General features: G+C 72.3%; 26 protein-coding genes. 13 read left to right on the plus strand and 13 right to left on the minus strand.

What is annotated here, in order from left to right:
- Positions 1 to 66 precede the first annotated feature (66 nt).
- Both EDD29_RS22370 and EDD29_RS22375 read right to left on the minus strand, forming a co-directional pair.
- Positions 67 to 1,593 (minus strand): MDR family MFS transporter, encoded by a 1,527-nt coding sequence (locus EDD29_RS22370; protein WP_123666295.1) that lies wholly within the window; start codon positions 1,591 to 1,593, stop codon positions 67 to 69.
- A gap of 100 nt (positions 1,594 to 1,693) precedes the next feature.
- On the minus strand, positions 1,694 to 3,136 hold the full coding sequence (locus EDD29_RS22375; protein ID WP_123666296.1) for an aldehyde dehydrogenase: 1,443 nt from the start codon (positions 3,134 to 3,136) through the stop codon (positions 1,694 to 1,696).
- 133 nt (positions 3,137 to 3,269) lie between these two features.
- On the opposite strand from EDD29_RS22375, the gene EDD29_RS22380 reads away from it, so the two are divergent.
- The gene (locus EDD29_RS22380; RefSeq protein ID WP_211359837.1) at positions 3,270 to 3,812 is read left to right on the plus strand and encodes a TetR/AcrR family transcriptional regulator; all 543 of its coding nucleotides are present in this window, start codon (positions 3,270 to 3,272) and stop codon (positions 3,810 to 3,812) included.
- Positions 3,813 to 3,922: 110 nt separating this feature from the next.
- Positions 3,923 to 4,723, plus strand: a complete 801-nt coding sequence (locus tag EDD29_RS22385) for an SDR family NAD(P)-dependent oxidoreductase (protein ID WP_123670619.1) — start codon at positions 3,923 to 3,925, stop codon at positions 4,721 to 4,723.
- A gap of 13 nt (positions 4,724 to 4,736) precedes the next feature.
- Here the strand turns inward: EDD29_RS22385 and EDD29_RS22390 are convergent, their stop codons facing one another.
- Positions 4,737 to 5,363: a TetR/AcrR family transcriptional regulator gene (locus EDD29_RS22390; RefSeq protein WP_123666297.1), complete on the minus strand. Its 627-nt coding sequence runs from the start codon at positions 5,361 to 5,363 to the stop codon at positions 4,737 to 4,739.
- 179 nt (positions 5,364 to 5,542) lie between these two features.
- Between EDD29_RS22390 and EDD29_RS22395 the strand changes: the two genes are divergently transcribed.
- The 4 genes from EDD29_RS22395 (at position 5,543) to EDD29_RS22410 (ending at position 8,120) form a co-directional block, all read left to right on the plus strand.
- Positions 5,543 to 5,872, plus strand: a complete 330-nt coding sequence (locus tag EDD29_RS22395; RefSeq protein WP_123666298.1) for a PadR family transcriptional regulator — start codon at positions 5,543 to 5,545, stop codon at positions 5,870 to 5,872.
- Positions 5,873 to 5,874: 2 nt separating this feature from the next.
- Positions 5,875 to 6,249 (plus strand): DUF1048 domain-containing protein, encoded by a 375-nt coding sequence (locus EDD29_RS22400; RefSeq protein ID WP_123666299.1) that lies wholly within the window; start codon positions 5,875 to 5,877, stop codon positions 6,247 to 6,249.
- Between the two features lie 96 nt (positions 6,250 to 6,345).
- The gene (locus tag EDD29_RS22405) at positions 6,346 to 7,317 is read left to right on the plus strand and encodes an ATP-binding cassette domain-containing protein (RefSeq protein WP_123666300.1); all 972 of its coding nucleotides are present in this window, start codon (positions 6,346 to 6,348) and stop codon (positions 7,315 to 7,317) included.
- Positions 7,317 to 8,120 carry an ABC transporter permease gene (locus tag EDD29_RS22410; RefSeq protein WP_123666301.1) on the plus strand — a complete coding sequence of 268 codons (804 nt, stop codon included), beginning with the start codon at positions 7,317 to 7,319 and terminating at the stop codon, positions 8,118 to 8,120. The genes EDD29_RS22405 and EDD29_RS22410 overlap by 1 nt, the downstream gene beginning before the upstream one ends.
- Here the strand turns inward: EDD29_RS22410 and EDD29_RS22415 are convergent.
- Positions 8,110 to 8,589 (minus strand): hypothetical protein, encoded by a 480-nt coding sequence (locus tag EDD29_RS22415; protein WP_148086052.1) that lies wholly within the window; start codon positions 8,587 to 8,589, stop codon positions 8,110 to 8,112. The genes EDD29_RS22410 and EDD29_RS22415 overlap by 11 nt on opposite strands.
- A gap of 204 nt (positions 8,590 to 8,793) precedes the next feature.
- Here EDD29_RS22415 and EDD29_RS22420 point away from each other — a divergent pair, with 204 nt between their 5' ends.
- Together EDD29_RS22420 and EDD29_RS22425 are read left to right on the plus strand one after the other, a co-directional pair.
- Positions 8,794 to 9,153, plus strand: coding sequence for a DUF6578 domain-containing protein (locus EDD29_RS22420; RefSeq protein ID WP_123666303.1), 360 nt, complete (start codon positions 8,794 to 8,796; stop codon positions 9,151 to 9,153).
- A gap of 106 nt (positions 9,154 to 9,259) precedes the next feature.
- On the plus strand, positions 9,260 to 10,090 hold the full coding sequence (locus EDD29_RS22425) for an SAM-dependent methyltransferase (RefSeq protein WP_123666304.1): 831 nt from the start codon (positions 9,260 to 9,262) through the stop codon (positions 10,088 to 10,090).
- 52 nt (positions 10,091 to 10,142) lie between these two features.
- On the opposite strand, the gene EDD29_RS22430 is transcribed toward EDD29_RS22425, so the two are convergent.
- The 5 genes from EDD29_RS22430 to EDD29_RS22450 all read right to left on the minus strand — a co-directional run bounded on the left by EDD29_RS22430 (position 10,143) and on the right by EDD29_RS22450 (position 16,151).
- Positions 10,143 to 10,967 (minus strand): hypothetical protein, encoded by an 825-nt coding sequence (locus EDD29_RS22430; RefSeq protein ID WP_148086053.1) that lies wholly within the window; start codon positions 10,965 to 10,967, stop codon positions 10,143 to 10,145.
- Between the two features lie 26 nt (positions 10,968 to 10,993).
- Complete coding sequence (locus tag EDD29_RS22435) at positions 10,994 to 11,539, minus strand: hypothetical protein (RefSeq protein ID WP_148086054.1); 546 nt, start codon at positions 11,537 to 11,539, stop codon at positions 10,994 to 10,996.
- A gap of 188 nt (positions 11,540 to 11,727) precedes the next feature.
- Positions 11,728 to 12,213, minus strand: a complete 486-nt coding sequence (locus EDD29_RS22440; RefSeq protein WP_170201511.1) for an RICIN domain-containing protein — start codon at positions 12,211 to 12,213, stop codon at positions 11,728 to 11,730.
- A gap of 329 nt (positions 12,214 to 12,542) precedes the next feature.
- On the minus strand, positions 12,543 to 15,305 hold the full coding sequence (locus tag EDD29_RS22445) for a helix-turn-helix transcriptional regulator (protein ID WP_123666308.1): 2,763 nt from the start codon (positions 15,303 to 15,305) through the stop codon (positions 12,543 to 12,545).
- Positions 15,306 to 15,446: 141 nt separating this feature from the next.
- Positions 15,447 to 16,151, minus strand: a complete 705-nt coding sequence (locus EDD29_RS22450; protein ID WP_123666309.1) for a sigma-70 family RNA polymerase sigma factor — start codon at positions 16,149 to 16,151, stop codon at positions 15,447 to 15,449.
- A 345-nt stretch (positions 16,152 to 16,496) separates the two neighbouring features.
- On the opposite strand from EDD29_RS22450, the gene EDD29_RS22455 reads away from it, so the two are divergent.
- The gene (locus tag EDD29_RS22455; RefSeq protein WP_123666310.1) at positions 16,497 to 16,847 is read left to right on the plus strand and encodes a hypothetical protein; all 351 of its coding nucleotides are present in this window, start codon (positions 16,497 to 16,499) and stop codon (positions 16,845 to 16,847) included.
- Between the two features lie 53 nt (positions 16,848 to 16,900).
- Here the strand turns inward: EDD29_RS22455 and EDD29_RS22460 are convergent, their stop codons facing one another.
- The 4 genes from EDD29_RS22460 to EDD29_RS22475 all read right to left on the minus strand — a co-directional run bounded on the left by EDD29_RS22460 (position 16,901) and on the right by EDD29_RS22475 (position 21,678).
- Positions 16,901 to 17,986, minus strand: a complete 1,086-nt coding sequence (locus EDD29_RS22460; protein ID WP_123666311.1) for a DNA glycosylase AlkZ-like family protein — start codon at positions 17,984 to 17,986, stop codon at positions 16,901 to 16,903.
- Positions 17,983 to 18,789 (minus strand): DUF4184 family protein, encoded by an 807-nt coding sequence (locus tag EDD29_RS22465; RefSeq protein ID WP_123666312.1) that lies wholly within the window; start codon positions 18,787 to 18,789, stop codon positions 17,983 to 17,985. The genes EDD29_RS22460 and EDD29_RS22465 overlap by 4 nt, the downstream gene beginning before the upstream one ends.
- Before the next feature lie 976 nt (positions 18,790 to 19,765).
- Positions 19,766 to 21,034: a DUF6357 family protein gene (locus EDD29_RS22470; protein WP_123666313.1), complete on the minus strand. Its 1,269-nt coding sequence runs from the start codon at positions 21,032 to 21,034 to the stop codon at positions 19,766 to 19,768.
- Entirely contained in the window at positions 21,025 to 21,678 is a 654-nt protein-coding gene (locus tag EDD29_RS22475) for a hypothetical protein (RefSeq protein WP_123666314.1), read from the minus strand. Before EDD29_RS22475 ends, EDD29_RS22470 begins: the two co-directional genes overlap by 10 nt.
- Positions 21,679 to 21,888: 210 nt before the next feature.
- On the opposite strand from EDD29_RS22475, the gene EDD29_RS45565 reads away from it, so the two are divergent.
- The 4 genes from EDD29_RS45565 (at position 21,889) to galK (ending at position 25,283) form a co-directional block, all read left to right on the plus strand.
- Entirely contained in the window at positions 21,889 to 22,083 is a 195-nt protein-coding gene (locus EDD29_RS45565) for a hypothetical protein (RefSeq protein ID WP_170201512.1), read from the plus strand.
- Between the two features lie 91 nt (positions 22,084 to 22,174).
- Complete coding sequence (galT, locus tag EDD29_RS22485) at positions 22,175 to 23,260, plus strand: galactose-1-phosphate uridylyltransferase (protein ID WP_246052932.1); 1,086 nt, start codon at positions 22,175 to 22,177, stop codon at positions 23,258 to 23,260.
- The gene (gene galE, locus EDD29_RS22490; RefSeq protein ID WP_123666315.1) at positions 23,257 to 24,207 is read left to right on the plus strand and encodes a UDP-glucose 4-epimerase GalE; all 951 of its coding nucleotides are present in this window, start codon (positions 23,257 to 23,259) and stop codon (positions 24,205 to 24,207) included. The genes galT and galE overlap by 4 nt, the downstream gene beginning before the upstream one ends.
- Positions 24,186 to 25,283 (plus strand): galactokinase, encoded by a 1,098-nt coding sequence (galK, locus tag EDD29_RS22495; protein WP_246052934.1) that lies wholly within the window; start codon positions 24,186 to 24,188, stop codon positions 25,281 to 25,283. The genes galE and galK overlap by 22 nt, the downstream gene beginning before the upstream one ends.
- Position 25,284: the final 1 nt, after the last annotated feature.

The following is a 25,284-nucleotide window of genomic DNA, read 5'->3' on the forward strand; positions in this document are numbered from 1 at the left end:
AGGATCCCGGCCCAGCAGGTCGCTGGACCGGGTGTTTCCGCGAACCGGGAGCCCGGGGCGTCGTCGTCAGGAGACGGCCGGGCGGGCCTCGGCCGGGCGGGTCGGCTCCTGGGCGGGGGCGGGGCGGGGGCGCTTGAGGAGCAGGGCGAGGACGGTGCCCGCGGCGAGGGCAGGGGCCAGCCAGAGGAAGCCGGCGCCGGTGGCGTGGGCGAACGCGTCGAGGGCGACGGCTCGGGCGTCGGCGGAGAGCCGGGCGATGGACTCCGGGCGGGCCGGGTCGAAGCCGCCGAGGCGGGGCAGGTCCGCGGTGCGGGCGGCGAAGCCGCTGGTGAGCAGCGCCCCGAAGACTGCGACGCCGAAGGCCGCGCCGATGGACCGGGCGAAGGTGACCACGGCGCTCGCGGCGCCGATGTCGGCGGCGGGCACGGAGTTCTGGACCGCGGTCAGCACGACCATGGGGACCATGCCGATGCCGATGCCGGTGAGCAGGAAGTAGCCGCCCAGGACGACGGTTCCGGTGGCGGCGCCGAGGGTCGACAGCAGGAGCAGCCCGGCGAGGTTGATCAGCAGCCCGGAGACCAGGATCGGCCGCAGCCGTTCGACCTGCGCCGCCCAGCGCCCTGCCAGGGACTGGCTGAGGACGAGACCCGCGACCAGCGGCAGCATGTGGACGCCGGAGAGGGTCGCCGAGACGCCGTCGACGATCTGCAGGTAGGTGGGCAGGTACACCAGGACGCTGAACATCGCGGCGTTGGCGACGAAGCCGATCAGCGCGGAGAAGACCACGGTGCGGGAGCTCAGCAGGGCGATCGGCAGGACCGGCGCGGCGGCGCGCCGCTCGACGGGCACCAGAAGCGCGGCGAGCGCGACGGTGGCGAGGACCAGGCCCACGATGGCGGGCGAGCCCCAGCCCCAGCGGCCGCCGAAGGAGGTGACCAGCACGAGGCCGGTGGCGATCGCGGCGAGCACCGTGGCGCCCGCGTAGTCGATGCGGGCCTTGACGCCGCCGCCGGCGGCGGGGAGGACGCGGACGGCGATGACGAGGGCGATGACGCCGACGGGAAGGTTGACCAGGAAGGCCCAGCGCCAGGAGAGCCGATCGGTGAACACCCCGCCGAGCAGCGGGCCGACGATGCTCGCCACGCCGTACACGGATCCGAACATCGCCTGGTAGCGGCCGCGTTCCTCCGCGGCCACGATGTCGCCGACCAGGGCGAAGGTGAGGACGATCATGCCGCCGCCGCCCAGCCCCTGCAGGACGCGGGCGCCGATGAGCTCCGGCAGACCCTGCGCCAGGCCGCAGGCCGCGGACGCGATGAGGAAGACCGTGGTGGAGACCAGGTAGAGGGTCTTGCGGCCGAACATGTCGCCGAGCTTGCCCCACAGCGGGGTGACCGCGGTCGAGGCGAGCAGGTAGGCGGCGCTGATCCAGGCGATGCCGTCGAAACCGTCGAGGTCCGCGGCGATGCGCGGCAGGGCGGTCGCGACGATGGTCTGGTCGAGGGTGGCGAGCAGCACCACGAGGACCAGCGCGGTCATGGCGGCGGCGACGCCGCGGGCCTCGGGTTCCGGGGAGCGTCGGGTCTTGAACATGGGGAAAGCCGTCCTTTCGGGGGTCCCGTGCGGGCGGGCCGGCCGGGCTCGCGCGGCGGGTGGGGGAGGTCGTCCCGGGATGCCGGAGGCGGAGCGCGGATCAGACGGTGATCGTCTTGTACTCGGTGTAGCCGCCGAGGCCGACGGCGCCGTATTCGCGGCCGATGCCGCTGGCCTTGACGCCGCCGAAGGGCCCGTCGAAGCCGACGGACGCGCCGTTGACGGTGACCGTGCCGGTACGGATGCGCCGGGCCACGTCGAGGGCGTGCTCCTCGTCGGCGGACCAGACTCCGCCGGACAGGCCGTACTCGGAGTCGTTGGCGATGCGGACGGCGTCGTCCTCGTCGTCGTAGGCGATCACGACGAGGACCGGGCCGAAGATCTCCTCCTGGGCGATGCGCATCGAGGTGTCGACGTCGGCGAAGAGGGTCGGCGTGACGTAGTTGCCCTTCTCCAGCCCCTCCGGGATCTGGGGTCCGCCGGTGACGAGGCGGGCCCCTTCCTCGATGCCGATCTCGATGTACTCGCGCACCCGCTGCTGCTGGTCGGGGCGGATCATCGGGCCGATGAAGGTGTCCGGATCGCGGGGATCGCCGACCTTGAGGGAGGCGACGAGCGTCTTGAGCTCGGCGACCACCTCTTCGTAGCGGTCGCGCGGGGCCAGGATGCGGGTCTGCGCGATGCAGGACTCACCGTTGTTGAGGAGGGCGGCGAACTTCAGCCCCTGCACCGCCGCGTGGAGGTCGGCGTCGGGGAGGATGACGGCGGCGGACTTGCCCCCCAGCTCCAGGCTGACCCGCTTGAGCTGCTCGCCGGCGATCGCGGCGACGCGCCGGCCCGCACGGGTCGAGCCGGTGAAGGCGATCTTGTCGACGTCCGGGTGGGCGATCAGGTACTCGCTGACCTCCCGGTCCGCGGGCAGCACGCTGATCACGCCTTCCGGCAGGCCCGCCTCCGCCACGAGTTCGGCGAGAAGCCCCATGCTCAGGGAGTTCTCCGGGGAGACCTTCAGGACCACCGAGTTGCCGGCGAGCAGCGCCGGAATGATCTTCGACGTCGCGGAGGAGAAGGGCGAGTTCCACGGGATCACGGCGGCGACGACGCCGATCGCCTCGCGGCGGACGACGCTGCGCACCGTCGAGGCCGGATCCGACGGGATCAGGGTCTGCTCCCAGGCGAACTCCTCCGCCGCCTTGAGGTAGGCCTCGGCCTGCCGGGTCAGGCCGGGCTGGCCGGCGCGGGTGAACCATCCCGCCGAGCCGTTCTCCGCGGCGATCAGCCCGGCGATCCGGTCCGCGTTCCGCTCGCGCAGCGCGTTGAAGCGCCGCAGGACCACGACGCGCTCCAAGGGCGGGGTCTCCCGCCAGACGCCCTCGTCGAAGGAGGCGCGGGCGGCGGCGATCGCGCGGTCGACGTCCGCGGTCCCGGCTTGGGCGGCCCGGCCGAGCAGCGTGCCGTCGTGCGGCGACCGGATGTCCAGCAGGTCCGCGTCACTCGGTTCGGTCCAGGTCCCCGCGATGAAGAGCCGGTCATAGGTGATCATGTGCTGTCCCGTTCAGATCGTTCGGCTATCTGTCTCATCAAGGTAGCACTTAGATTCCTTGATGACACATTCATGTGACGATGACAACACCATGAGACTCGATCGAGCAGCACTTGCGGGTAGGCTGTCGCCTGTGAGAGCAGACGCCGCACGCAACATCCAGACCGTCCTCACCACCGGGGCCCGCATGCTGGCCGCGGATCCGGGCGTGAGCATCGCCGCCATCGCCGCCGAGGCCGGCGTCGACCGGCGCACCGTCTACCGGCGCTTCTCCTCCCGGGAGGAGCTGCTGTCCGCCATCTACGAGGCCCGGCTGGACGCCGTCGAGCGGGCCATCGCCGACGCCCGCCTGCGCGAGGCCCCCGTCCCGGTCGCACTGCACCGCTACGTCGAGAACGTCATCGACGTGAACCGCACCTGGCCCGTCGACCTCGCCCGCATGCTCGCCGACGATGCCAGCCGCACCCGGCGCGACGCGTCGGTCGCCGAGGTCGACGCCTTCCTGCGCCGGGCCGAGGACGAGGGCCTACTGCGCGCCGGCCTCCCCGACGGCTGGGCCGCGACACTGCTGCCCGAACTGATGCACCTGGTGGCCCGGCGGATGCCCGACCTCGACCCCGGCCCGGCAGCCGACATCGTGGTGGAGACCCTGCTCCACGGTCTCGGCCGCATCTGACCGGACTCGCCGCCCGGAATCCGGCCGATTTGTCTACAGCTGTATACTTATGGATGAAACCCGCCCGCGCCGATCAGGGCGCGGACGGAATCCGTGGGAAGAAGCACAAGATGGATCTCAAGCTCACCGACAAGCGGGCCCTGGTCACCGGGTCCACCTCCGGGCTCGGCGCGGCGACGGCGAAGATGCTGGCCGCCGAAGGGGCGGCCGTCGTCGTCCACGGGCGGGACCGGGACCGGGCGGAAAGGACCGCGCGGGAGATCCGCGCGGCGGGCGGGGTCGCCGACATCGCACTGGGCGACCTGGCGAACGACGAGGGGGCCGCGGAGGCGGCACGCGCGGCGACCGCGCACGGTCCCATCGACATCCTCGTCAACAACGCGGGCTTCTACCGGCATCTGACGTGGACCGAGGCGACGCCCGACGAGTGGCGTGACGCCTACGACATCAACGTCGTCTCGGGCGTCCGGATGATCCGGCTCCTCGTCCCGGCGATGCGCGAGCGCGGCTGGGGCAGGGTCGTCACCATCGGCGGCGGCCTCGCCTCCCAGCCGATGAACACCCACCCGCAGTACAACGCGACGCTGGCGGCCCGGCACAACCTCGCGGTGTCGCTCGCCCGCGAACTCAAGGGCACCGGCGTCACCTCGAACGTCGTCTCGCCCGGCGCGATCGTCGTCGAGGCGGTGCAGGAGCTCGTCATGGAGCTCGCCCCCGCCCGCGGATGGGGGCGGACCTGGGAGGAGGTGCACCGCAACGCCGTGGAGGCCCTGGTGCCCAACGACCAGGAACGGTTCGGCGAGCCGGACGAGATCGCCGCGGCGGTCGCGTACCTGTGCGGCGACCACGCGCAGTACATCAGCGGAGCGACGATCCGCGTGGACGGCGGGACGGTCCGCTCGGCCTTCTGATGGCCGGGCGCCGCTACTCCGCCGTGCCGCCCCGGACGCCGTCGTCGCGGTCGTCCGGGGCGGCGCCGGTTCCCCGGCCCACCGGTTCGAGCATGTCGGCCAGCAGGTCGGCCAGCAGGTCGGCGTCGGCGTCGGCGAGGGCGCCGGTGCCCACCACCGAGCGCAGCAGCCAGGTCCCGGCGGCGAGCGCGAGCATGAGCTCGGCGCGGACCTCCGCGTCGGGTCCGTCGAGCAGCCCGGTGAGCCGGGCGCCCACGTGGGTCTCGACCCCCCGCCGGAGGATCGCCGCGGCCTCGGGATCGGCGGCCGAGCGGAGCATGAGCAGGAACGGGTCGAGCCGCTCGGCGCCGGGGGCGGTGCGCGCGGCGAGCCGCCGCGCGATGTCGCGCGCCAGGTCGCGGCGGTCGTCGCCGACGACGGTCGGCGGGGCGAAGGACCGGTCGACGGCTTCGGCGAAGAGGCCCTCCTTCTGGCCGAAGTAGCGATTGATCATCATCGCCGTCACGCCGGCCCGCTCGGCGATCTGCCGCACGCCGGCCCGTGCGTACCCCTGCTCGGTGAACTCGACGACCGCGGCGTCGAGGATCGCCTCCCGGGTCGCCGCGGCGTTGCGCCGACGACCGGGCTGTACAGCGCTCATGCGCCGCATCATACGGGCCGTTGGACACCGGCCCATCTCTCGGACCGGCCGCCCGCACGCCCCGAGCCGCTCCGGCCGGGCCACGGCGGCGGCATTATTCGGTGTTGCTAAGTACCGGTATTCATTGTTACTATGTACCGGTAGTCAGCAACACCGAATAGCTAGAAGGGAGGTGCGCCATGGGCAAACAGCTGACGGAGATGCTCAAAGGCACGCTGGAGGGCATCGTCCTGGCGATCCTGTCCGGGCGGCCCGCTTACGGCTACGAGATCACCGCGTCGCTGCGCGATCAGGGCTTCTCCGACATCGCCGAGGGCACCATCTACGCCCTGCTGGTCAGGATCGAGCAGCGCGGCTTCGTCGACGTGGCGAAGGTCCCCTCTGAGAAGGGTCCGCCGCGCAAGGTGTACTCCCTCAACGCCCAGGGACGGGAATCCCTCGAAGAGTTCTGGAGGACCTGGAGCTTCCTCACAGCACGGCTCGAACAGCTCCGCGAAGGAGGCGAGTGACCATGTCCGATGCCGAGAAGAGCGGCTTCATCGCCAAGGTGATCGGCCCCAAGAAGCGCTGGAGGGCGTACAAGGCCCGCAAGGAGCAGCTTCCCGAGAACCACCGCGCGGCGGTCGACGCGATCGAGCGCTACCTGATGCACTTCGTGCCGACCGACGCCGACCGCAACGCCGCGACGTTCGAGGACCTCGCCGACCTGTTCGAGCAGGCCGCGGCAGACGACACGCCGATCCGCGCGATCGTCGGCGAGGACCCCGTCGAGTTCGTCGAGGCGTTCGCCAGGAACTACACGGAGGGCGGCTACGCCCCCGCCCGTGCGCGCAAGCGCCTGACCGACGCCATCGCGGCCGCGGCCGGCGAAGACCCCCAGAAGTAGAACCCGACGAACACGGCCCGAGACCGGCGACGCCGCGGCGGGCTCCGTCTCCGACCCCCCCATCACAGCGACCCCCCATCACAGCAGGGAGCCCCCATGAGTGACGCGATCACGGCCGAAGGACTGGTCAAGAGGTACGGCGAGGTGAACGCCCTCGACGGGCTGAGCTTCGCCGTCCCGCAAGGCACGGTGCTGGCCCTGCTCGGCCCGAACGGCGCGGGGAAGACCACGACCGTCAGGGTCCTGACGACCCTGCTGCGACCCGACGCGGGCCGCGCCACCGTCGCCGGATGCGACGTCGTCCGCGACGCCGCCCGGCTGCGCTCGCGCATCGGCCTGTCCGGCCAGTACGCGGCGGTCGACGAGCATCTGACGGGCGCGGAGAACCTGGAGATGGTCGGCCGCCTGTACCACCTGGGCGCCAGGCGCAGTAAGGCCCGCGCGAGCGAACTGCTGGAGCGGTTCGACCTCACCGAGGCCGCCGACCGCCCCGTCAAGGGCTACTCCGGAGGCATGCGCCGCCGCATCGACCTCGCGGGCGCGCTGGTCGCCGACCCGCCCGTCCTGTTCCTGGACGAACCGACCACCGGCCTGGACCCGAGAGCGCGGGCTGCACTGTGGGACACCATCTCCGAACTCGTCTCCGGCGGCACCACCCTCCTGCTCACCACCCAGTACATGGAGGAGGCCGACCACCTGGCCGACCGCGTCCTGGTCGTCGACCAAGGCCGGGCCATCGCCGGTGGCACCCCCGACGAGCTCAAGGACCAGGTCGGCGGCAACCGCATCGAGCTGACCGTGGCCGGCGCCGCCGACCTGGACACCGCGCGGCAGGCCCTCGAACGGTTCCCCGTCGGCACCCTCCGGACCGTGCCCGAGTCGTTGAAGCTCGTCATCTCGGTCACCGACGGCCCCGAGTCGCTCCGCCTGATCCTCGGCCGGCTGGCCGACGCCGGGGTCCGCGTGCGGGACGCCGGGCTGCGGCGGCCCACCCTCGACGACGTCTACCTCACCCTGACCGGACATCGGACGTCCGGCGCCGCCCCACAGGTCAAGGAGGCCTCCTGATGAACGCGCTCGCCCTCCCGATCGTCGACGGCTGGACCATCACCAAGCGCAACACCCTGAAGATCCGGCGGTCCCCGGAGGTCCTCGTCGGCACCATCACGCTGCCCGTCGTGCTCGTGCTGCTGTTCGCCTACGTCTTCGGCAGCGCCATCGACGTCCCGGGCGTCTCCTACCGTGAGTACCTGCTCCCGGGCATCTTCGTCCAGGCCGTCATCATCAGCGCCCAGATCACCGGGTACACCCTCACCCTCGACCTGCAGAAGGGGATCTTCGACCGCTTCCGCTCGCTGCCCATGGCCCCGTCCGCGGTGTTGATCGGCCAGACCGCCGGCGATCTGCTGCTGAACCTCGCGAGCCTCACCGTCATGGCGGTGATGGGCCTGGTCGTCGGATGGCGAGTGCACACCTCTCCCCTGGAGGCCGTCCTCGGCTTCGTCCTCCTGCTGCTCTTCGCCTACGCCTTCTCCTGGCTCAGCGCGACCGTGGCGCTGGTCCTGCGCACCCCCGAGAGCTTCAGCAGCATCGCCAACCTGGTCTCGCTCCCCCTGGTCTTCGTCTCCAGCGCCTTCATCGACAGCGCCGGCCTCCCCGCGCCACTGCGCGTCGTCGCGGAGTGGAACCCCGTCTCCACCTTCACCCAGGCCGCCCGCGAACTCTTCGGCAACACCGGCGCCGCGGCGCGGACGTCCGACGCCTGGCCCCTTCGGCACGCCGTCCCGGCGTCCCTGCTCTGGATCGCCGTCATGCTCCTCCTGTTCGTCCCCCTCGCGACCCGCCTCTACAAGAAGGCCGTCAGCGCCTGACCACCGGCCCACCGCCGAGGCGCCCCTCCGCCGACCAGCGCCGGAGGGGCGCCTTCGACGGGCCGGGCACGCCTTCGGCGGCGTCGGGTTCCCCCGTGCCCGCCCGGAACGACCTCGTGGAGCGGGCCGCGTTCGCGATCAGCCACGGCGCGGACCCGAGGACGACGGCCGCGACCAGCACGCCGAGCCGCCACCCGTCCACACCCCCGTGCCAGACCAGTTCGCCGCCCGTCTCCACGAGGAACCCCAGGTGGCAGAGCCAGCCGACCACGGCCGTCGCGAGGAGGGCCGGAAGGTGGCGGACGGCCGCGGCGGTGCCCCCGAGGCAGAGCGCCAGCACGACGAGCCTTCCGTCGGGCGTCCGATCGAGGACCGCGGCGAGAAGGCACCCGCCGACCGCCGCCGCACAACCCGCGGCGAACGCGAATCCCGGCGGGCACTCCCCCCACCACGGCGTCCTGCTCGACATCGGCACCACCCTCTCCCCTCGACCGGCACCGCCAAGACAACTCCGCATCCGACGCCGAAACCCGTCCCTTGACACCCCCGCGACACCGAACCCCCGATTTCCTACGGCCCCGATACGCGACCCACCCGCACAGGACCCGGCCGGTGCCGGGATCGTCACGGAGGCTCCGGGGCGCCGCGACGGCGTGCGTGGGAGAATCCGTGGATGGAAGTCGACGTGTGGATGGACGACTGGCAGATGGAGTGCTGCGGGGAGCCTTTCCAGGTGGGCGACCGGGTCACCTGGACGCTCGCCATGGGGAGGTACGAGGTGTATCCGGGCCTTGACGCGGACGCATACGAGGACCACCACGAGGTCGCGGCGACGAGCGAGGTGACCGGGACCGTGCGCGCGATCGACGCCGTCCACGTCCGCTTCGCCCCCGAGGCACCCGGCGGCAGGACGTTCGTGCCCGTCGCCGGCTCCGCCACCCGCACCCCGATCCCCAAGGCACGGCGCTTCGAGTCGGCCCCCGCCGCCCGGCAGGACCGCTTCACCGGTTACCTCATCCGCCTGACCGCATGACCCAGGTGGCGGCGAGTGCCCGCTGCTGGGGGCCGGTGGGCGGGGGTCGACGACCGTCTGTGCAGGATGCGCGGTATGTCGGGGCGGTTCGGTCTACGATGCCGAGATGAGTGAGCGCGTACCCGGTCCCATCGACCCGACGGTGCCGAACTTCGCGCGGGTCATGGACTATCTGGTGGGCGGGAAGGACAACTTCGCCGTCGACCGGGCCCTGGGTGACGAACTCCTGGCGATCATGCCCGAGGTGCCGCTGATGACCGCGGAGCTGAACGGGTTCCTGCACCGGGCCGTCGCATATCTCGTGGGCCAGGGCGTCGACCAGTTCGTGGACGTGGGGTGCGGTCTGCCCGTCCACGGGAGCATCCACCAGGTACTCGAAGGGCTCGGCGTGCCGGGCCGCGTGGTGTGCGTGGACGAGGATCCCGTCGCGGCGCTCTACGGGCAGGCGATCGTGGCCAACGACGGCAAACGCTCCCTGGCGGGCCGCCCCGTCGTGCGCGTCCTGCGGGCCGATCCCCGCGACCCCGACGCGATGCTCGACCACCCCGACCTGGCCGGTTTCCTCGACCTGCGGCGGCCGACGGCGTTCGTCGTGCGCGCGGTCCTCGCCGTCTACTCCGACGAGGTGGCGGCCTCGGTCGCCGCGCGCCTCGCCGACCGGCTGGCTCCGGGCGGCCACCTGGTGATCGCGCACGTCGTGCGCGATCCCTGCGAGGCCACCACCTCGGACATGATCGAACTCTTCAACCGGGACGGCCTGCTCGACGGACGCCGCAACCAGGTCCGCAGCGGCACCGAGGTCGCCCGCTACTTCGACGGACTCGACCTCATCGACCCCGGCGTCGTCCCCCTCTCCCAGTGGCGCCCCCACCTCGCCGGCTCCACTCCCCACCCCGACGCCTCCTGGTCCGTCGGCGGCGTGGCCCGCAAGCCCTGACCGCCGGGGCCCGAGGAAGGCGGACGGCTTCCCCGTGGGGCGAACTCCGCCGTCAGCGGGGGGTGAACTCCAGGCGAATGGGATCCTCGTCGGACAGGACGGTGAGGGTCTGCCGGTCGTTGAAGATCCAGGCATCGGAGATGAGGAAGTAGCGGTCGCCGATGCGCTCCAGGAGACGGAGCCCGGTGTAGCGGTAGAGGTAGGCGCGGGGTTCCTTTGCGGTGGTGGGCTCCGATTCGAGGACCTTCTCGGCGACCTCGTCGGCGCCCAGCTCAAGGCGGTAAGGGCTGTAGACGGTGACGCCGGTCAGGCTTCCGGGCTCCACGTCGGCGGCGGCGGCACGGCCTTCGGCCGCCGCGTAGTTGGACGTCGCCCAGAACAGTGTCGCGGCGACGATGAGCCAGACGAAGAAGGCGGGAGGAACGAGGTGGGCGTCCTCGGCGGCCAGGTAGGGGCGGGCGGCACAGAACACCATGAACACCCCGAGGCCCAGGCCCAGAGGAAAGAGCGCGTATACCAGGGTGCCGTCCGAGAGAACGGGAACGCGCCTGACGAGCCGGGAGGCGACGACGATCAGCACGGCCGCGCAGCACAGGGCCAGGGCGAGCCGGGCCCGTCGGCTGCCCGGAGCGCCGAGCGCGCGGCTCGACCAGCGGTCCAGGCCGAGGAAGAGCAGACCGCCCATGCCGATGATCAGCACCAGCGTCAGGGCGGGATTGATGCTGCGCAGCAGGTAGTCCCGGGTGGACAGGCCGAGGATGCTCTCGTCGAAACCGAGCGCCTTGTACATCGCTTCGTTGCGCTGCCAGCCGAAGTACACCAGCAGCGCCGTGATCATCGTCGCGTTGCCCACCAAGGCGAGGAGCCAGCGCGTCATCGAGCCTTCCGGCCCTTCGTCGCCCATCAGGACGGCTGAGGCTCGGGCGGCGGGGACGAGTCCGGCTCCGGAGACGGATCCATCGTCGTCGGCTCCTCGGTCCGCGTCGGCTCGGCCGAACGCGTCCCTTTCTCCGGCGACGTCTTCTCGTCTCTCCCGGGACTCGTCTCCGGCGGAGGCTCAGCACACTCCTCGGCCGATCCCCCCTCTACTTCCTTGATCAGATAGCACTCGTACCAGACGTCGCCGAACTGTTCGGAAGGATTGCCGGAGTCCGTCGGGACAGGACTGCCCTCCGGAGCACCCGGCATATCGTGCTGCTCCCGGTACTTCTTCATGTACGCCCTGGCCTTCTTGCGGTTCCCCTTGCAGTTCGCGATCCCGGCCAGGTACAGGTCCTTGTTGGGGAAGTCCTCATCGGCGGCGTCCAACAACTCTTGCGCCCTGTCGCAGTTCTTCGCCCGCAGGGCCTGATAGATCGGACCCCTCTCTCCCCCGACGGAGGTGTCGCCCGTCGGCAGCTGATCGCCGAGCCCGCTCTCACCACCGCACGCCGCGATCAGGAACACCAAGGCGAGCAGCACACACCGAGCCGAATTCACCGGACCCCCCGATCCCGACGAACACACCAAGATCCAGTATGCCAAGACCACCCGAACGACCTGGAGGGGGGACGCCATGCCTGCCCGAACGCGTCCCGCCTCCGAGCCCGTCGGCCGACCAGGCGGGCTCCCGTTATCCGTCAACGAGATGCGAGGGCCTAGGGGAAGAGAATGGTCCAGAACTGGGTGGTGGAGAGGCTGCAGGGTTCGAGGGCGACGTTGGCGCTGCTGATCTGTGCCAGGCACTGGTCGCTCTGGTGGGAGTTCGCGAAGCGGAAGGCCTGGAGGGTGTCGGACACCTGGCCCCACCAGACCTCCCTGGCGCCGAGGGTCGAGCAGGTGAACAGACCCACGGAGGCGCCGGGCGCCGGGCTCGCGCCGGTCAGGCACTTGCCGTTGGCAAGGTTGTAGAACTGCATGCCGTAACAGAGCCAGTCGCTGCACCTCGAGCCCCAGCGCTCGTTGGGGCTGCCGCTGCAAGGGGCGAGGTAGACGTGGTCGCTCACTTTCTGGGGGCGGACGAGGCAGTCTCCGGTCGCGTAATTCTTGATCACGAAGTTGTACGCGGCCTCGGCGGAAGCCGGTGTGCTCGTCGCGGAGAACACCGTCAGAGTGCCGACGACCATCGAGAGGACGAGCAGCACGCGTCGCACGATCGAACGCCGAGAATTGCGCCTTGCGGCCATTGTTCCTTCCCCATTTCCTCAGATGGCGAAAGGCTAATGAGGGGCGGAAGCGGCCTGCCAGGGTGCCAGGTCCCGGTCCGGCGGAGCGCCCGCCTCTCCGGCCAGGGCTCTCGTCCCCAGGCGACCGGGACACGGGTCTTGGGACCGTTTCGCGGCGCCGCCGACGGTCGGCGCGGGGCGCGCAGGGACGGGATCAGGGCGAGGCGGTCGTCGGTGCGGTGGTCGCCGTCCCGCTCCGGATGGGGCAGGACCACGGTGAGCAGGACGAGATCCGGCGTGAAGGATGCTCAGGTGGGGGTCAGGGCGTTGCGCAGTTTGTTGCGGGAGTTGACTTCGAGTTTGGTGAAGACCTTGTGGAGGTGCCATTCGACGGTGCGGGGGCTGATGAAGAGTTCGGCGCCGATCTCGGAGTTGGTCTTGCCGTCGGCGGCGAGGCGGGCGATCTGGGTCTCCTGGGCGGTGAGGGCCTCGCGGAGGTCGACGGTGCGCTGGCGGATCGTCTCGCCGGTGGCCATGAGCTCGCGACGGGCGCGTTCGGCGAAAGCGAGCGCGCCGAAGCCCTGGAGCAGGTCGTGGGCGATGCGCAGTTGCTCGCGCGCGTCGACGCGCCGGTTCTGGCGGCGCAGCCACTCGCCGTACACCAGGTGGGTGCGGGCGAGGTGGATCGTGATCCGGCTGCGGGCCAGGCGTTCGATGGCCTCGCGGTACAGCGGCTCGGCTTCGGGACCTTCGCACAGCAGCGCTCTCGACCGGGTCAGCACGCCCAGGGCCCAGTCCGTGCCGCTCGCGGTGACCCGCTCCTCCAGCCGGACGAGTGCGGCCGCGGCCGCCTCGGGGGCGTCACCACGCGCGGCCGCCTCGACCAGTTCGGCGAGGGCGAACCCGACGACCGCCAGGTCCTCGTGCTCGGCCGCCCGTTCGGCACAGGCCAGCGCGTCCTGGTACCGGCCGAGGCCGTTGTAGAGCACCGCGCACAGGTAGTCGGCCAGGCCGATCGCCCGCCCCTCGCCCCAGGACGTCGCGTCCCTGGCGGCGGACCGGATCACCTCCGCCCCCGCGGGATCCTCGCCGCGCCAGGCCACGAGCAGCAGCGACGGGTAGGCGAGGGGCGAATTTCCGGTCAGTTCCGTGAGGGTGGCGGACTCGTCGATCAACGTCGAGGCGAGGTCGAACTGCCCGGCGTGCACATGTACGGCGGCACGGTAGGCGAGGGCCAGAGGCAGGAAGTTGAGCGAGCCGGTGTCGCGGGCCACCCGGACCGCGCGCGTGGTCAGCACATGCCACGTCTCGTCGTCCCACAGGTCGCCGGCGGCCAGCCAGGTCAGCCAGAGCCAGCGCATGACGTCTTCCTCGTCGGATCCGGCGGCCTCCCGGAACGCCCGCAGCGCGGGCTTCAACCGGGCCGCCGCGGTGCCGTGGTCCGCGGTGAACCAGGCGGCCAGGCCGTCGAGAAGCAGGTCGGGCAGCCGCGGGGGCCGTGGTCCGCGCGGCGCGGAGCGCGCGGCCTCGGCCGCCTCCCGTACGCCGATGCCGCCCTGGAGCCGGCCGGCGAAGACCGCCGCGCCGATCGCGTCGAGGTACGCCTCCCGCGCCTGTCCTGCGTCGACGCCCTCGAGGCGACCGGCCGCGTCGAGCAGCGACGGCAGGGCCGCACCGCCCCGCCGCCGCGCGAAGACGATCTGGGCGCGCAGCCTGGCCAGCCGGGCGCGCTCCGCCTCGTCCAGCGGGCTCATCTCCGCGGCGGCGACGAGTTCGAGCGCCGTGTCGGGAGCCCCGGCCTCGAAGGTGGCCCGTGCCGCGGCCGCCGCCCTCGTGCCGCGGCCGACGGGATCGGGCGTCAGCTCGGCCGCACGTCTCAGGAACGCGGCCGCCGCCGCGATGCCGCCCCTGGCCTGGGCCCGGTCGGCCGACCGGGCCAGCTCGGCCGCCAGGTCCTCGTCGGGCTCGACCGCCGCGTGGGCGCGGTGCCAGGCCTGTCGATCGGAGTCGAAATCGGGATCGGTCGCCTCGGCCAGCGCGCGGTGCACGTCCCGGCGCACGCCGGGATCGGCCGCGCGGTAGGCCGCCGAACGCACCAGCGGATGGCGGAACCGCACCCGCGCGCCGATCTCGATCAGCCCCGCCGCCTCGGCCGCCCCCTCGGCGTCCGCCCCGAGGTCGAGGCGCTCGGCCACCCGCCGCAGCAACGGCACGTCGCCCACCGGCTCGGCTGCCGCCACCAGCAGGAGCCGCTGCGCCGAGTCCGGAAGGGATCCGATGCGCCGTACGAAACTCTGCTCGATCTGGCTCGCCAGCGGCCGCGCGTCCGGACGCCCGAACCCGCCGGCCAGCTCCGCCGCGGTCTGCCCTCGCGTCAGCTCCAGCAGGGCCAGCGGGTTGCCGCGGGTCTCGGCGACGATCCGGTCCCTGATCCGCTCGTCCAGCCGTCCGGGGACCACCGAATCCAGCAGCGCACGCGCGTCGTCGGCGCGCAGGCCCTGGACCGCGAGCTCCGGCAGCCCGTGCCACGGGTCGTCACCCGCGTCGTGCGCCGGCGTGCGCACCGCGAACACCAGCGCCACCCGCTCCGCGAGCAGCCGGCGCGCGACGAAGGCCAGCGTCTGCGCGGAGACCCGGTCGAGCCACTGGGCGTCGTCCACCACACAGACGAGAGGCTGCTCCTCCGCCACCTCGGCCAGCAGGCTGAGCACCGCCAGCCCGACCATGAAACGGTCCGGCGCGTTCCCCGCGCTCCGCCCGAACGCGACGGCCAGGGCGTCGTACTGAGGACCGGGAAGACGATCGAGGTACCCCATCATCGGCACGCACAGCTGGTGCAGCCCGGCGTACGCCAGCTCCATCTCGGACTCGACGCCGGAGGCCCGCAGGACCCGGCACCCCACCGCGTTCTCCGCCAGGTGCTCCAGCAACGCGGACTTGCCGACTCCGGGCTCGCCCCGCAGCACCAGCACCTGGCTCCGGCCCGCGCCGGCCCCGGCCGTCACCTGGTCCAGCGCCGCGCACTCGGCACGCCGGCCGAGCAGCCCGCGCCGGGGAGCGCCGTACGACATCCACCACCACACAGGTCAAAGGGGCAAAACCCGTGTTCACAGCGGGTCATCCCCATCATGCACCAGCGTGAGCGATCCGGACAATTCGCCGGAATGTCACCACCCTCCAACGTCCACGGCTCGCTGACCATCGGTGGTGGATCAATGACCTGGGGCGACCACCGGAGGCCCTGGTACGGCGTGCAGCCCACGCCGGAGAAGCCGGAGGAGGGGGGCCAGGTCGCCGCTCCCCGCCGCGTCGCGGAACGCCGCGAGCAGTCGCGCCCGCTCCGCCGGTCCGCCCGGGCGGTGCCGTCGGACGGCGAGGCGCCTGCGCGCCCGGACCGCCGGCTGCCGCGCGTTCGCCTCGCTGAGCCCGAGCAGCTCGGCGATCTCACGGAACGGGTACCCGAACGCCTCGCGCAGCACGTACACGGCACGTTCGACGGGAGACAGCCGTTCCAGCAGGAGCCGGACCGCGAGCTCCAGCACCTCCCCGCGCTCGGCCTCCCGTTCCGGATCGACGGAGGTGAGCCATCTCTCAGGACTCCACGCACCCGCGCCGACCTCGCGACGGGCCCGGGCCGAGGTCGCGGCGTTGAGCGCGGTCCGGGTCGTGATCGTCACGAGGAACGCCAGCCGGTCGCGCACCTGGGCCCGGTCCGCGCCCTGCCGGCACACCCACACGTCCTGAACGACGTCCTCGGCGTCCGCGGCCCGTCCCAGGGTCCGGTAGGCGACCCGGAACAACAGGTGCCGGACGGACTCGAAGTCCGCCGCGTCCTCGGGCCCGGCGCGGACCGCCGTCGCACCTCCGGCCACGTCCGCACCCGGCTCCACCACGACGTCGATGCCGGACGACCGCATGACGATCTCCCCCGTTCCCGGTGCGCTGGACCACCGGGCCGGGCGCGCCGTGCGGCGGACCCGGCCCGGTCACCCGACCACCGTCACCGAGAGCCGGCCCCGGTCGCACCCGTAGCACCCCCGGGTCCACCACCGGCCCCGGGAAATGAACGCCCAGCGCCGGACCGCCGCGAGGGCCCGCGAACGGGGACAAAGACCCTGAAACGCGCGCTGCTTCCGAGGACGGCCGGAGGGACACCCGGCTCAGGCGCCGGGGACGCGACCCGGCCGATCATGGCGGAGCCGCCCCGGAAACGGTGTTCGGGCCCGCCGGGCCGGTCGGGGCGGCCGACAAGGAGACCGACCATGCGCTTTCGCCGCAAGACCGCCGTGACGCTCGCGGCCACCGCCCTCGCCGTCCCCGCCGCCGTGTTCGGGGCCGCCTCCCCCGCTGCGGCCCTCCCGGCCGACTGCACCTCGACCGTGGTGCGCGACCAGACCTCCACCGGCACGCTCCGGACCGTCGTGACGCGGAACTGCGCCTCGGGGACCGGCCAGTACCGAGCCATGATCAAATGCCTGAACGACAGCCGCGGCTTCCCCGTCGTGAGCACGAGGTACAGCGCCTGGACCGACACCGGCCCGCACGCCTCCGTGTCCCTCACCTGCGTCGGCGTCGTCACCGGCGGCGGTCTCGAACTTCGCGAAACCCCCTGAGGCACCGAACGCACCGGTGACCGCGGCAGGTCGCCGCCGGAGCGATCTCGCCGTCAGGCGGTGGCCGTCAGGCGGACGTCGGAGGCGCCGCGGGCCGCGGCCACCGTGGCGGCCTCGGCTTCCAGGGCCTTCATGGCGGCCGCCGACAGGGGCTCGAACGGGGTGACGGTCAGGTCGAGACGGCGGCCGACGGTCTTGGCCCGCCAGACTCCGGCGATCTCCGTCCCCGCCAGCACCGCACCCGGGGGACCGAGCGCCCGCCAGACCTCTTTCTCCCGTGCCTTGTCGGGGACGAGCAACGCACGATCCCTGGCCTGGAGGAACGGATCGCCCGGGGGCAGCAGCCGGACGGCGTCGCCCGGCACGGCGCCCACCAGGTCCCCGACCCAATCAGCGGGCAGCCAGGCCCGGTGTCCGTCGATCCGCACTTCGGCGAGGTCTCCGGGCCATGCCTTCTTGATGGTCCCGGCCTTGGTGCCGAAGAACCTGGCCGCCTCCGCGGGCGTCGTCGGCCCGTGGAAGCGCAGGTACGCGCGGACCAGCTCCGCGGTGCCGCGCGCCGCCGACGGCACCGGGAACGACGGCTCCAGCGGGGCGAGCACCGTCCGCCGCCCCTCGGCGCCGACCCGGACGCCCCCCGCCAGACCGGCCTGCTGGAAGAGCAGCCCGGAGATGTGCCGCGCGCCGCAGGTCGCGCACCAATACGTCAGCGACTCGGGCACCGCCGCGCTCACGGCGGTACTGACCTCGCCTTTGGCGAGCGGTCCGGTCACGGCGGCCCTGAAGGCCTCGGCGGTCGCCGTGAAGGCCGCCAGACCGAGTCCGGCCCCCTCCTTGATCACCGCCGTGCTGATCCGTCCCGTGGCGTCCGCGTCGTCGAGCGGCCACAGTGCCTCGGCGAGCGCGGGCAGCCCGGCCCTCGGGTGCAGATGCGGCGCGCCGCGGAAGGACCAGACGGTCTCCAGCCCGTCCCGGGACGCGCCCCTGGCGGCGAGCGCCGGCAGGGCCGAGCCTCTGGGCGTGTCCTGAACGCCGAGACGGAGCACTTCTGGGGCCTCCGACGCGCGGTCGAACCCGTGGGCCGCGACCCGGTAAGCGAGAACGCGGCTCCGGTCGACCTCGATCCGACTCCCGTTCACGGCCTTCGCCCCTCCGCGTTCCGCATGTTCTCCTTCGCCCCGTACCCACCCCGCGCGGGAGGGATTCGCATCCGTGGCGCGCGGGCCCCGGTGAGCTCGACGGCCTGGGCCGCCACGATGACCGCGAACGCGGACACGACGAGTGCCCGGATCATGAAGTTGACCGGGACGTCGCCGTAGGGCAGCAGCACGGAGGCGATGCTCCCGGTCACGAGGATTCCGGCGAGGACCGTCCAGAACCGTCGGGGCCGCCGAACGGTCTCGGGGGGCGGGCCGTGCCACTCGCGCAGCAGCCCCCGGCGTCCGATGAGGACGGTCGCCCACGCCCATCCGGCCAGGCCGAGCACCGTGGACGCCCCGTGCAGCACGAACCACCACGGGATCCCGTCCACCACCGGTTCGCCGAGCGCGGCGTACCCCATCGACGTCCCGGGCAGCCCCGCGTGGGTGACGTCGTCCCACAGCCGGTGGCTGACCGCGCCGACCAGCGCGGACGACGCCGTCACGTACCACCGGTGGCGTACTCCGCCCAGCACGCCGTAGTCCCGCGACCAGCCCGGCAGGTGCGCCGCGGCGACGGGCGCCGCACGCCGGACGAGCAGCGCCGCGACCATGCTCAAGGGCACACCCCACACCACGAGGCCCGCCCAGGTGTGCCCGTAGGTGAGCAGCGGCCTGCCCAGCGCGTAAGGCAGATCCGGCACCGCCGACCCGACCACGAGCGCGACCCCGTCGAACCTTCGAGGCCACCGCATCTTCAACGGCAGCACGACCGCGGCGTGCGAGGGAAATGTGAGGGGCACGCCCCCATGAGATCATCCTTCGCCGCGCCCGGCAGCCCGGTTGCTCCTGTTGACTCCCCGCCGACCGTATACACCGAATGATCCGTCAAATCTGAAATGCTCACTGGTATCGCGATCAGCGATCGTTCAGACGCGGGAGGGTCCGCTTGACCGAGCACGCGCCCGACGCCAACGCCTGCCCTCTGTGCCGGCGCTCCGACCGGATTCAGCGGGTGTCCGCGGTCATCGACACGCAGACGAGCCATCGCAGCAGCACCGGCTTCGCCCACGGCAAGATCTACGTGAGTGGCGCCTTCTTTCCCACGGCCACCACCCGGCACGAAATCAGCTCCTCGGGGGGGCACCCGCAGCACGCTGGCGGAGATGCTGGACATACCGCCGCCCCCGCGCCACCAGGACTCCGGCCCCCTGATCGCCGCGTGCGTCATCGCTCTGCCCTGTCTAATCTGGATCCTGCTCGACCAGGTATCCGCCGAGAGCCACACCGGCCTCATCATCACGGCGGGGCTGATGGTCATCGCCGTCCTCCTCATCCCGACCTTCGTCGTGTCGGGAAGAAGGCGGCGCAAGGAATGGCAGGCCGCCTGCGCGCTCTGTGAGCAGGCCGTACGGGCCCGGGCCGACCTGTGGTACTGCCATCGGGACAACATGGTCTACTCGCGCCAGGGCTACTTCCACCCCGCGCACCCCGCGCAGTACTGCACCGACGTGGCCTCCCGCTCCTGGACGCCGGGCGCCGGCCAGGAGCGCCCCTCACTCGTCCTCACCGTCACCGCCTCCGCCGGGACCTCTGGTCCAGGCCACCTCGCGCCGGGCTCCCCGAACGGACGGACGGTCCGCGTCCACCGGGCCGGTGAAGCCGTCCAGGAGCTCCGGGCCGGCAGCGCCTTCCACGGACTCCCCGGCGCCTTGATCGGCCGCTCCGCCCCCACCCGTCACCGCACCGGTGTTTCGGGAGATCGAAGAATCCGGCGGACTACTCGGCGTCGCGCTGCCTGCGCGCCCGCTCGAACTCGGCGTTGTCCCCTATCCAGGGGCCGTGCTCTTCGAGTGCGGCGCAGCCGCCGCGGACGAAGGCGCTCACCAGGTTCCGGTACCCGCCGATCCCGTCGACCAGGCTGTACTCGACCCGGTACTCCGGATCCGGCCCGCCGTCCTCGCCTTCGCGCACCGTCGTGATCCGGGCGGCGGAATCCGCGTAGAAATGGAGCTGGATCCCTTCTCCCCTCTCCTCGTCCTCGATGGTGAACACCTCGTTGTCCGCGGCGGAGCGATCGGCGACGAACTCCCAGAAGTCCACGGTGGCGGTGCGAGGACCGCCGAGGAGCCACTTCTTCTCGACGCCCTTGTCGTCGGTGAAAGACAGGACCGTCTTCCCGGCGCTCTCGCGGACGCGGTCGCCGGGGGCCCGCTCGCCGTCCTCCATGGGTGCGTTCCTCGAGCGGTCCGCGGCCTCCGAGCAGATCAGGAAGCTCACGGTGCGCACCGCGTCGTCGACGAGTTCGGGGTGCGCACGGCGGACGGCCGCGTCGGCCGTCGCCGCCATCCGGTCCCGGTCGCGCTTGTCGGTGGCGCGCTCGCCCCGTCGCGGATCGCGGCCGATCCGCATCCCGGCGCACGCCTGTTCCGCGGTGGCGATCACCCGCATGACCTCCGGCAGCAGCGCGGGGTCGACGGAGTCGGGTATCCGCTTCGGAACCGTCGCACCGTGCAGGTACTGGCCCGTGTACCTCAGTAGCGCGGCATCGAGTGGACCGAGCACGGTTCCGCGCTCGGCGCGAGCGCGGTCCGCGTGGTACTCCTGAGCCCTTCTCCCGTTCGACGTCTCTGTCGCCGTGCGCATCGCCGCGTAGAGCCGACCGAGTTCGAGCAGGCCGATGTCGGCGCCGTGGGCGATGAGCCGACCCCTGTCCCACCGGATGCGCTGGAAGAGCGCGTCGACGTCCGCGGGCGAGGACAGGAGGATCGGATCCAGGAGCGCGACGGCGGCGTTCTCGTCGAGCCGGCCCCGGGTTCCGGCGGCGTCGCACAGCGGAAGGACCGCGCTCCACAGCAGCAGGTGTCTGGCCAGGTCTTCCCGGAGCACCGCGAGATGGGCTTCCCCGATCGGGAACGTGAACGTGCGGGGCTCATGATCGGCGTCGGCCCCGGCGCCGAGCATCAGTCTCAGCTCACCGTCCTCGCGGATCACCTGCGGGATCCAGCCGCTCCTGCGCGTGAAAACGACGTCCCGCGTCACGACCATCGCTCGAACTCGATATCGAGGCGCCTGTCGGCGCGCACCCGGACTTCGCCATCGGCGGCCCCGGCAGGAGCGTCGACCCGTTCGAGACCGAGGAACTCGATCAACTTGAGCAGTTCGGCTCGTTCGGCCCGGTCATCGTCGGCACCGTGCGAGTCGAAGAAGACGTAGTACCGGTCGCTCGGGTCTACGATTCCCGAATCGCTCCAGATTCGGGCGACTTCTTCGATCGCCGCGGCTTCGGTCGTGATCGTGGCGGCACGGATGGCACCGCGGGCCTCCGGTGACGCGTCGAGGTCGGCGAGGTCCGGGAACCATTGACCGAAGTGGTCGAGACCGGCATATCCGTTCTCGAAGAACAGCATCGCGGCCGGCAGATAGCGATTGGCCCTGTCGGCCTTGAGGCAGGCGAACCGGCGTCGGTCCGCCACTTCGATCCGGGCGATCACCCCTTGACCGGGCATGAGCACCAGTTTCTGGCCGGCCGGCACATCTTCGATGGTGCAGGTGCCGGAATTCCGCTCCCGGAAGAAAGCGGAGAACGCCACGTAGGCTTCCTGAGGGTCGCCCACGGAGACCTGCCGGTCGTCGCCGTCACCGGCGACGAAGACGAACTGTTTCGGCCCCGGGTCGTAAGGGCGAGCCATATATGTCCTTCGTTACAGGCCCTAGGCCAGTTTCGTGTAGTCGAACAGGGAGCCCTGGATGAGGAGCCTCAGCGCGCGTCCGGTGGCCTGGTAGACCTCCGGCGGGGTCGTGGCCGTGTGTCGAACGGCCATCAGCTTGTCCAGGACGCCACCCGCGCGATCTGCCGGATGGTCGCCCGCGAATAGCCCATCTCCGCCACGCAGCGCATCGTGGCCGTGATGATGCGCCGCCTGGTCTCCCCGCTCGTGGCGGCGGCCGGCCGGCCCGGCAGCGGCGGCGTGCTCGACACGGCATCCCTCGACTCGATCAGAACTTCCGCGCAGCACTTTACCCGGCACGAGATCACCCCTCGGGCCCCGTTCTGCCCGGTCGCCAGTGCCGTCCGGCTGCAGATTCAAACATAATCGAACGCTCACTGTTGAAATATGTTTGGTCTTCTGGTTTTCTGGGGGTGCTCGGGGCGCGGAGACGCCGGGCCCGGCGCTGAGGAGGTCGGTGGGCTTGGGCGGGGTCGAGGTGAGGGCCGAGGTCGGCGGGAGGACCGTGGGGAGGCTGGCCGACGGGCGGGAGCTCGTCTACTACGACGACACGGCGGGCTTCGACCGGACCGCGGTCGACGGGCGGGTGCTGGAGCGGGCCGCGGCCGGGGCGGAGGTGCGGCGCGATCCGCTGACCGGGGAGGTCGTGCTCGTCGCGGCGCACCGGCAGACGCGGACGGTGAGCGCGGGGGCCGCGGACTGTCCGCTGTGCCCGAGTGAAGCCGGACGACCCAGCGAGATCCCGGCCGCGGACTACCACGTCGCGGTGTTCGAGAACCGGTTCCCCGCGCTGGGCGGAACTGCCGGGGGGCGCTGCGAGGTGGTGTCGTTCTCCAGCGACCACGGCAGGTCGGTGGCCGAACTGCCGGACGAACGGCTCGCGACGATCGGACGCGCCTGGGCCGAACGCACCCGGGCGCTCTCGGCGCTGCCCGGGGTCGAGCAGGTCTTCGTGTTCGAGAACCGGGGCGCGCGCGTCGGGGCCACGCTGGCGCATCCGCACGGGCAGATCTACGCCTACCCCTACCTGCCGCCCGTGCACCGGGCGGTCCTGGAGTCGGCGCGGGCGTTCCGCGACGGGCACGGCGGCTGCCTGCTGTGCGAGATCGTGGCGCGCGAGGCCGCAGGGCCGCGCGTCGTGGCGGAGACGGACGGTTTCGTCGCCTACGTGCCGGAGGCCGCCCGCTGGCCCTACGAGGTGCACCTCGCCCCCCGGACCTGCGCCCCCGACCTCGCCGCCCTCGACGAGACGGCGCGCGCCGACCTGATGCGCCTGTACGGCGAGGTCCTGCGCAGGTTCGCGCACCTCTTCGGCTCCGGCGAGACCCCGTACATGGCGTGCTGGCACCAGGCCCCGGTCCGGCACCGCGCCGACCTGTCGCACTTCTACGCCCAGGTGTTCACCACCCGCCGGGACGTCGACAAGTGGAAGTTCCTCGCCTCCAGTGAGTCGGGCGCGGGGGCCTTCCTCAACGACGTCCTGCCCGAGACCGCCGCGCGGAGGCTGCGCGACGCGTCGACCGATCGGAGCCCCCGTTCATGAATCTGCTGGTCACCGGCGGCGCCGGATACATCGGGAGCGTCGTCACCGCGCAGCTCCTCGCCGAGGGGCACGAGGTCGTCGTGCTCGACGACCTGTCGACGGGCCACGCCGACGCCGTGCCCGAGGGGGCGCGGCTCGTCCGGGGCTCCCTGCGTGAGGCGGCGGAGGCCGTCCTGGCCGAGGGCGGCTTCGACGCGGTGCTGCACTTCGCCGCGAAGTCCCTGGTGGGCGAGTCGGTGGCGCGGCCCGCGCTCTACTGGGACGCCAACCTGGGCGAGTCGCTCGCGCTGTTCGAGGCGATGCGGCGCACCGGCGTCGCGAAGATCGTGTTCTCCTCCACCGCGGCCGCCTACGGCGACCCGGAACGGACGCCGATCCCGGAGGACGCGCCGCCCCGGCCGACGAGTCCCTACGGCGCCACCAAGCTGGCCATCGACGGCGTCCTCACCGCGTACGCCCGGCTGCACGGCCTGGGCGCGGTCTCCCTGCGGTACTTCAACGTCGCCGGGGCGCACGGCCGGTTCGGCGAGCGCCATGCCGTCGAGACCCACCTGATCCCCAATGTCCTGGCCGCGGCGCTGGGGCGGCACGAGGCCGTGCGGATCTTCGGCGCCGACTACCCGACGCCCGACGGCACCTGCGTCCGCGACTACGTCCACGTCGTCGACCTAGGCCGCGCCCACCTGCTCGCCCTCGACGCCTGCGCGCCCGGCGCGCACGTCGTCTACAACCTCGGCAGCGGCGGCGGCCACTCCGTCGGGGAGGTCATCGACGTCTGCCGCGAGGTGACCGGCCTGCCCATCCCGGCCGTCATCGAGGAGCGGCGACCCGGGGATCCCGCGATCCTGGTCGCCTCCTCCGCCGCCATCGCCCGCGACCTGGGCTGGAAGGCCGAGCGCGGCCTTAACGAGATGGTCGCCGACGCGTGGGGGTTCGCGCGGCGATGAACCAGAGCTGGCACGCGCCCGGCCGCGTCAACCTCATCGGCGAGCACACCGACTACAACGAGGGGCTCGTCCTGCCCTTCGCGCTCACCCAGGGCGTCACCGTCACCGGCGCCCGGCGCGACGACGGCGTCCTGGAGATCCGCTCCGGCGACCTCGAGGCCCGCGTCGAGCTGGCCGACCTCTCACCCGGCCGGATCACCGGGTGGGCCGCCTACGTCGCGGGCGTCGCCGGCTGCCTGCGGGCCGCCGGGCACCCCGTCGCGGGGGCGAGCCTGCGCATCGCCTCCGATCTTCCGCAAGGCGCGGGCCTGTCTTCCAGCGCCGCCCTGGAATGCGCCACGGCACTCGCCCTGACCGGCCTGTATGGGCTTGAGCTGGACTGCCGAGAGCTGATCGACCTCACCCGGCGGGCCGAGCATCTGTACGCGGGAGTGCCCTGCGGCGTCCTCGACCAGTCGGCGTCGCTGCTGTGCCGCGGCGACCACGCGCTCCTGCTGGACTGCCGCTCGGGCGAGACCGAGCAGATCCCCTTCCTCCTGGGCGACCACCGGATCCTGGTCATCGACACCGGGGCCGCGCACGACCTGGCCGACAGCCAGTACGCCGCGCGCCGGATCGCCTGCGAACGGGCCGCCGCACGGCTGGGCCTGGCCTCCCTGCGCGAGGTCGCCGACCTCGGCGCAGCACTCGCCGCGCTGGACGACCCTGAGGAGATCCGGCGGGTCCGGCATGTGGTCACCGAGAACCGGCGGGTGGAGAAGGTCGTGCGGGCCCTGCGCGCCGGGGACGTCCCGCGCGTCGGCCCGCTCCTGACCGCCTCGCACCGCTCCCTGCGCGACGACTACGAGGTCTCCTGGCCCGAGGCCGACCTGACGGTCGAGACGGTCCTGGCGGCGGGCGCGCTCGGCGCGCGCATGATCGGGGGCGGCTTCGGCGGCTCCGTCATCGCGCTGGCGCACCGCGACCTGATCCCCGCGCTCGGCCTGGCCGTCGCCGACGCCTACGCCGCACGCGGCCTGCGCCCCGCCCGCCTGCTCGAAGCGGTCGCCGGGCCCGGAGCCCGCGCCCTTGCGTAAC

The sequence above is a fragment of the Actinocorallia herbida genome, from assembly GCF_003751225.1.
GTDB lineage: Bacteria > Actinomycetota > Actinomycetes > Streptosporangiales > Streptosporangiaceae > Actinocorallia > Actinocorallia herbida.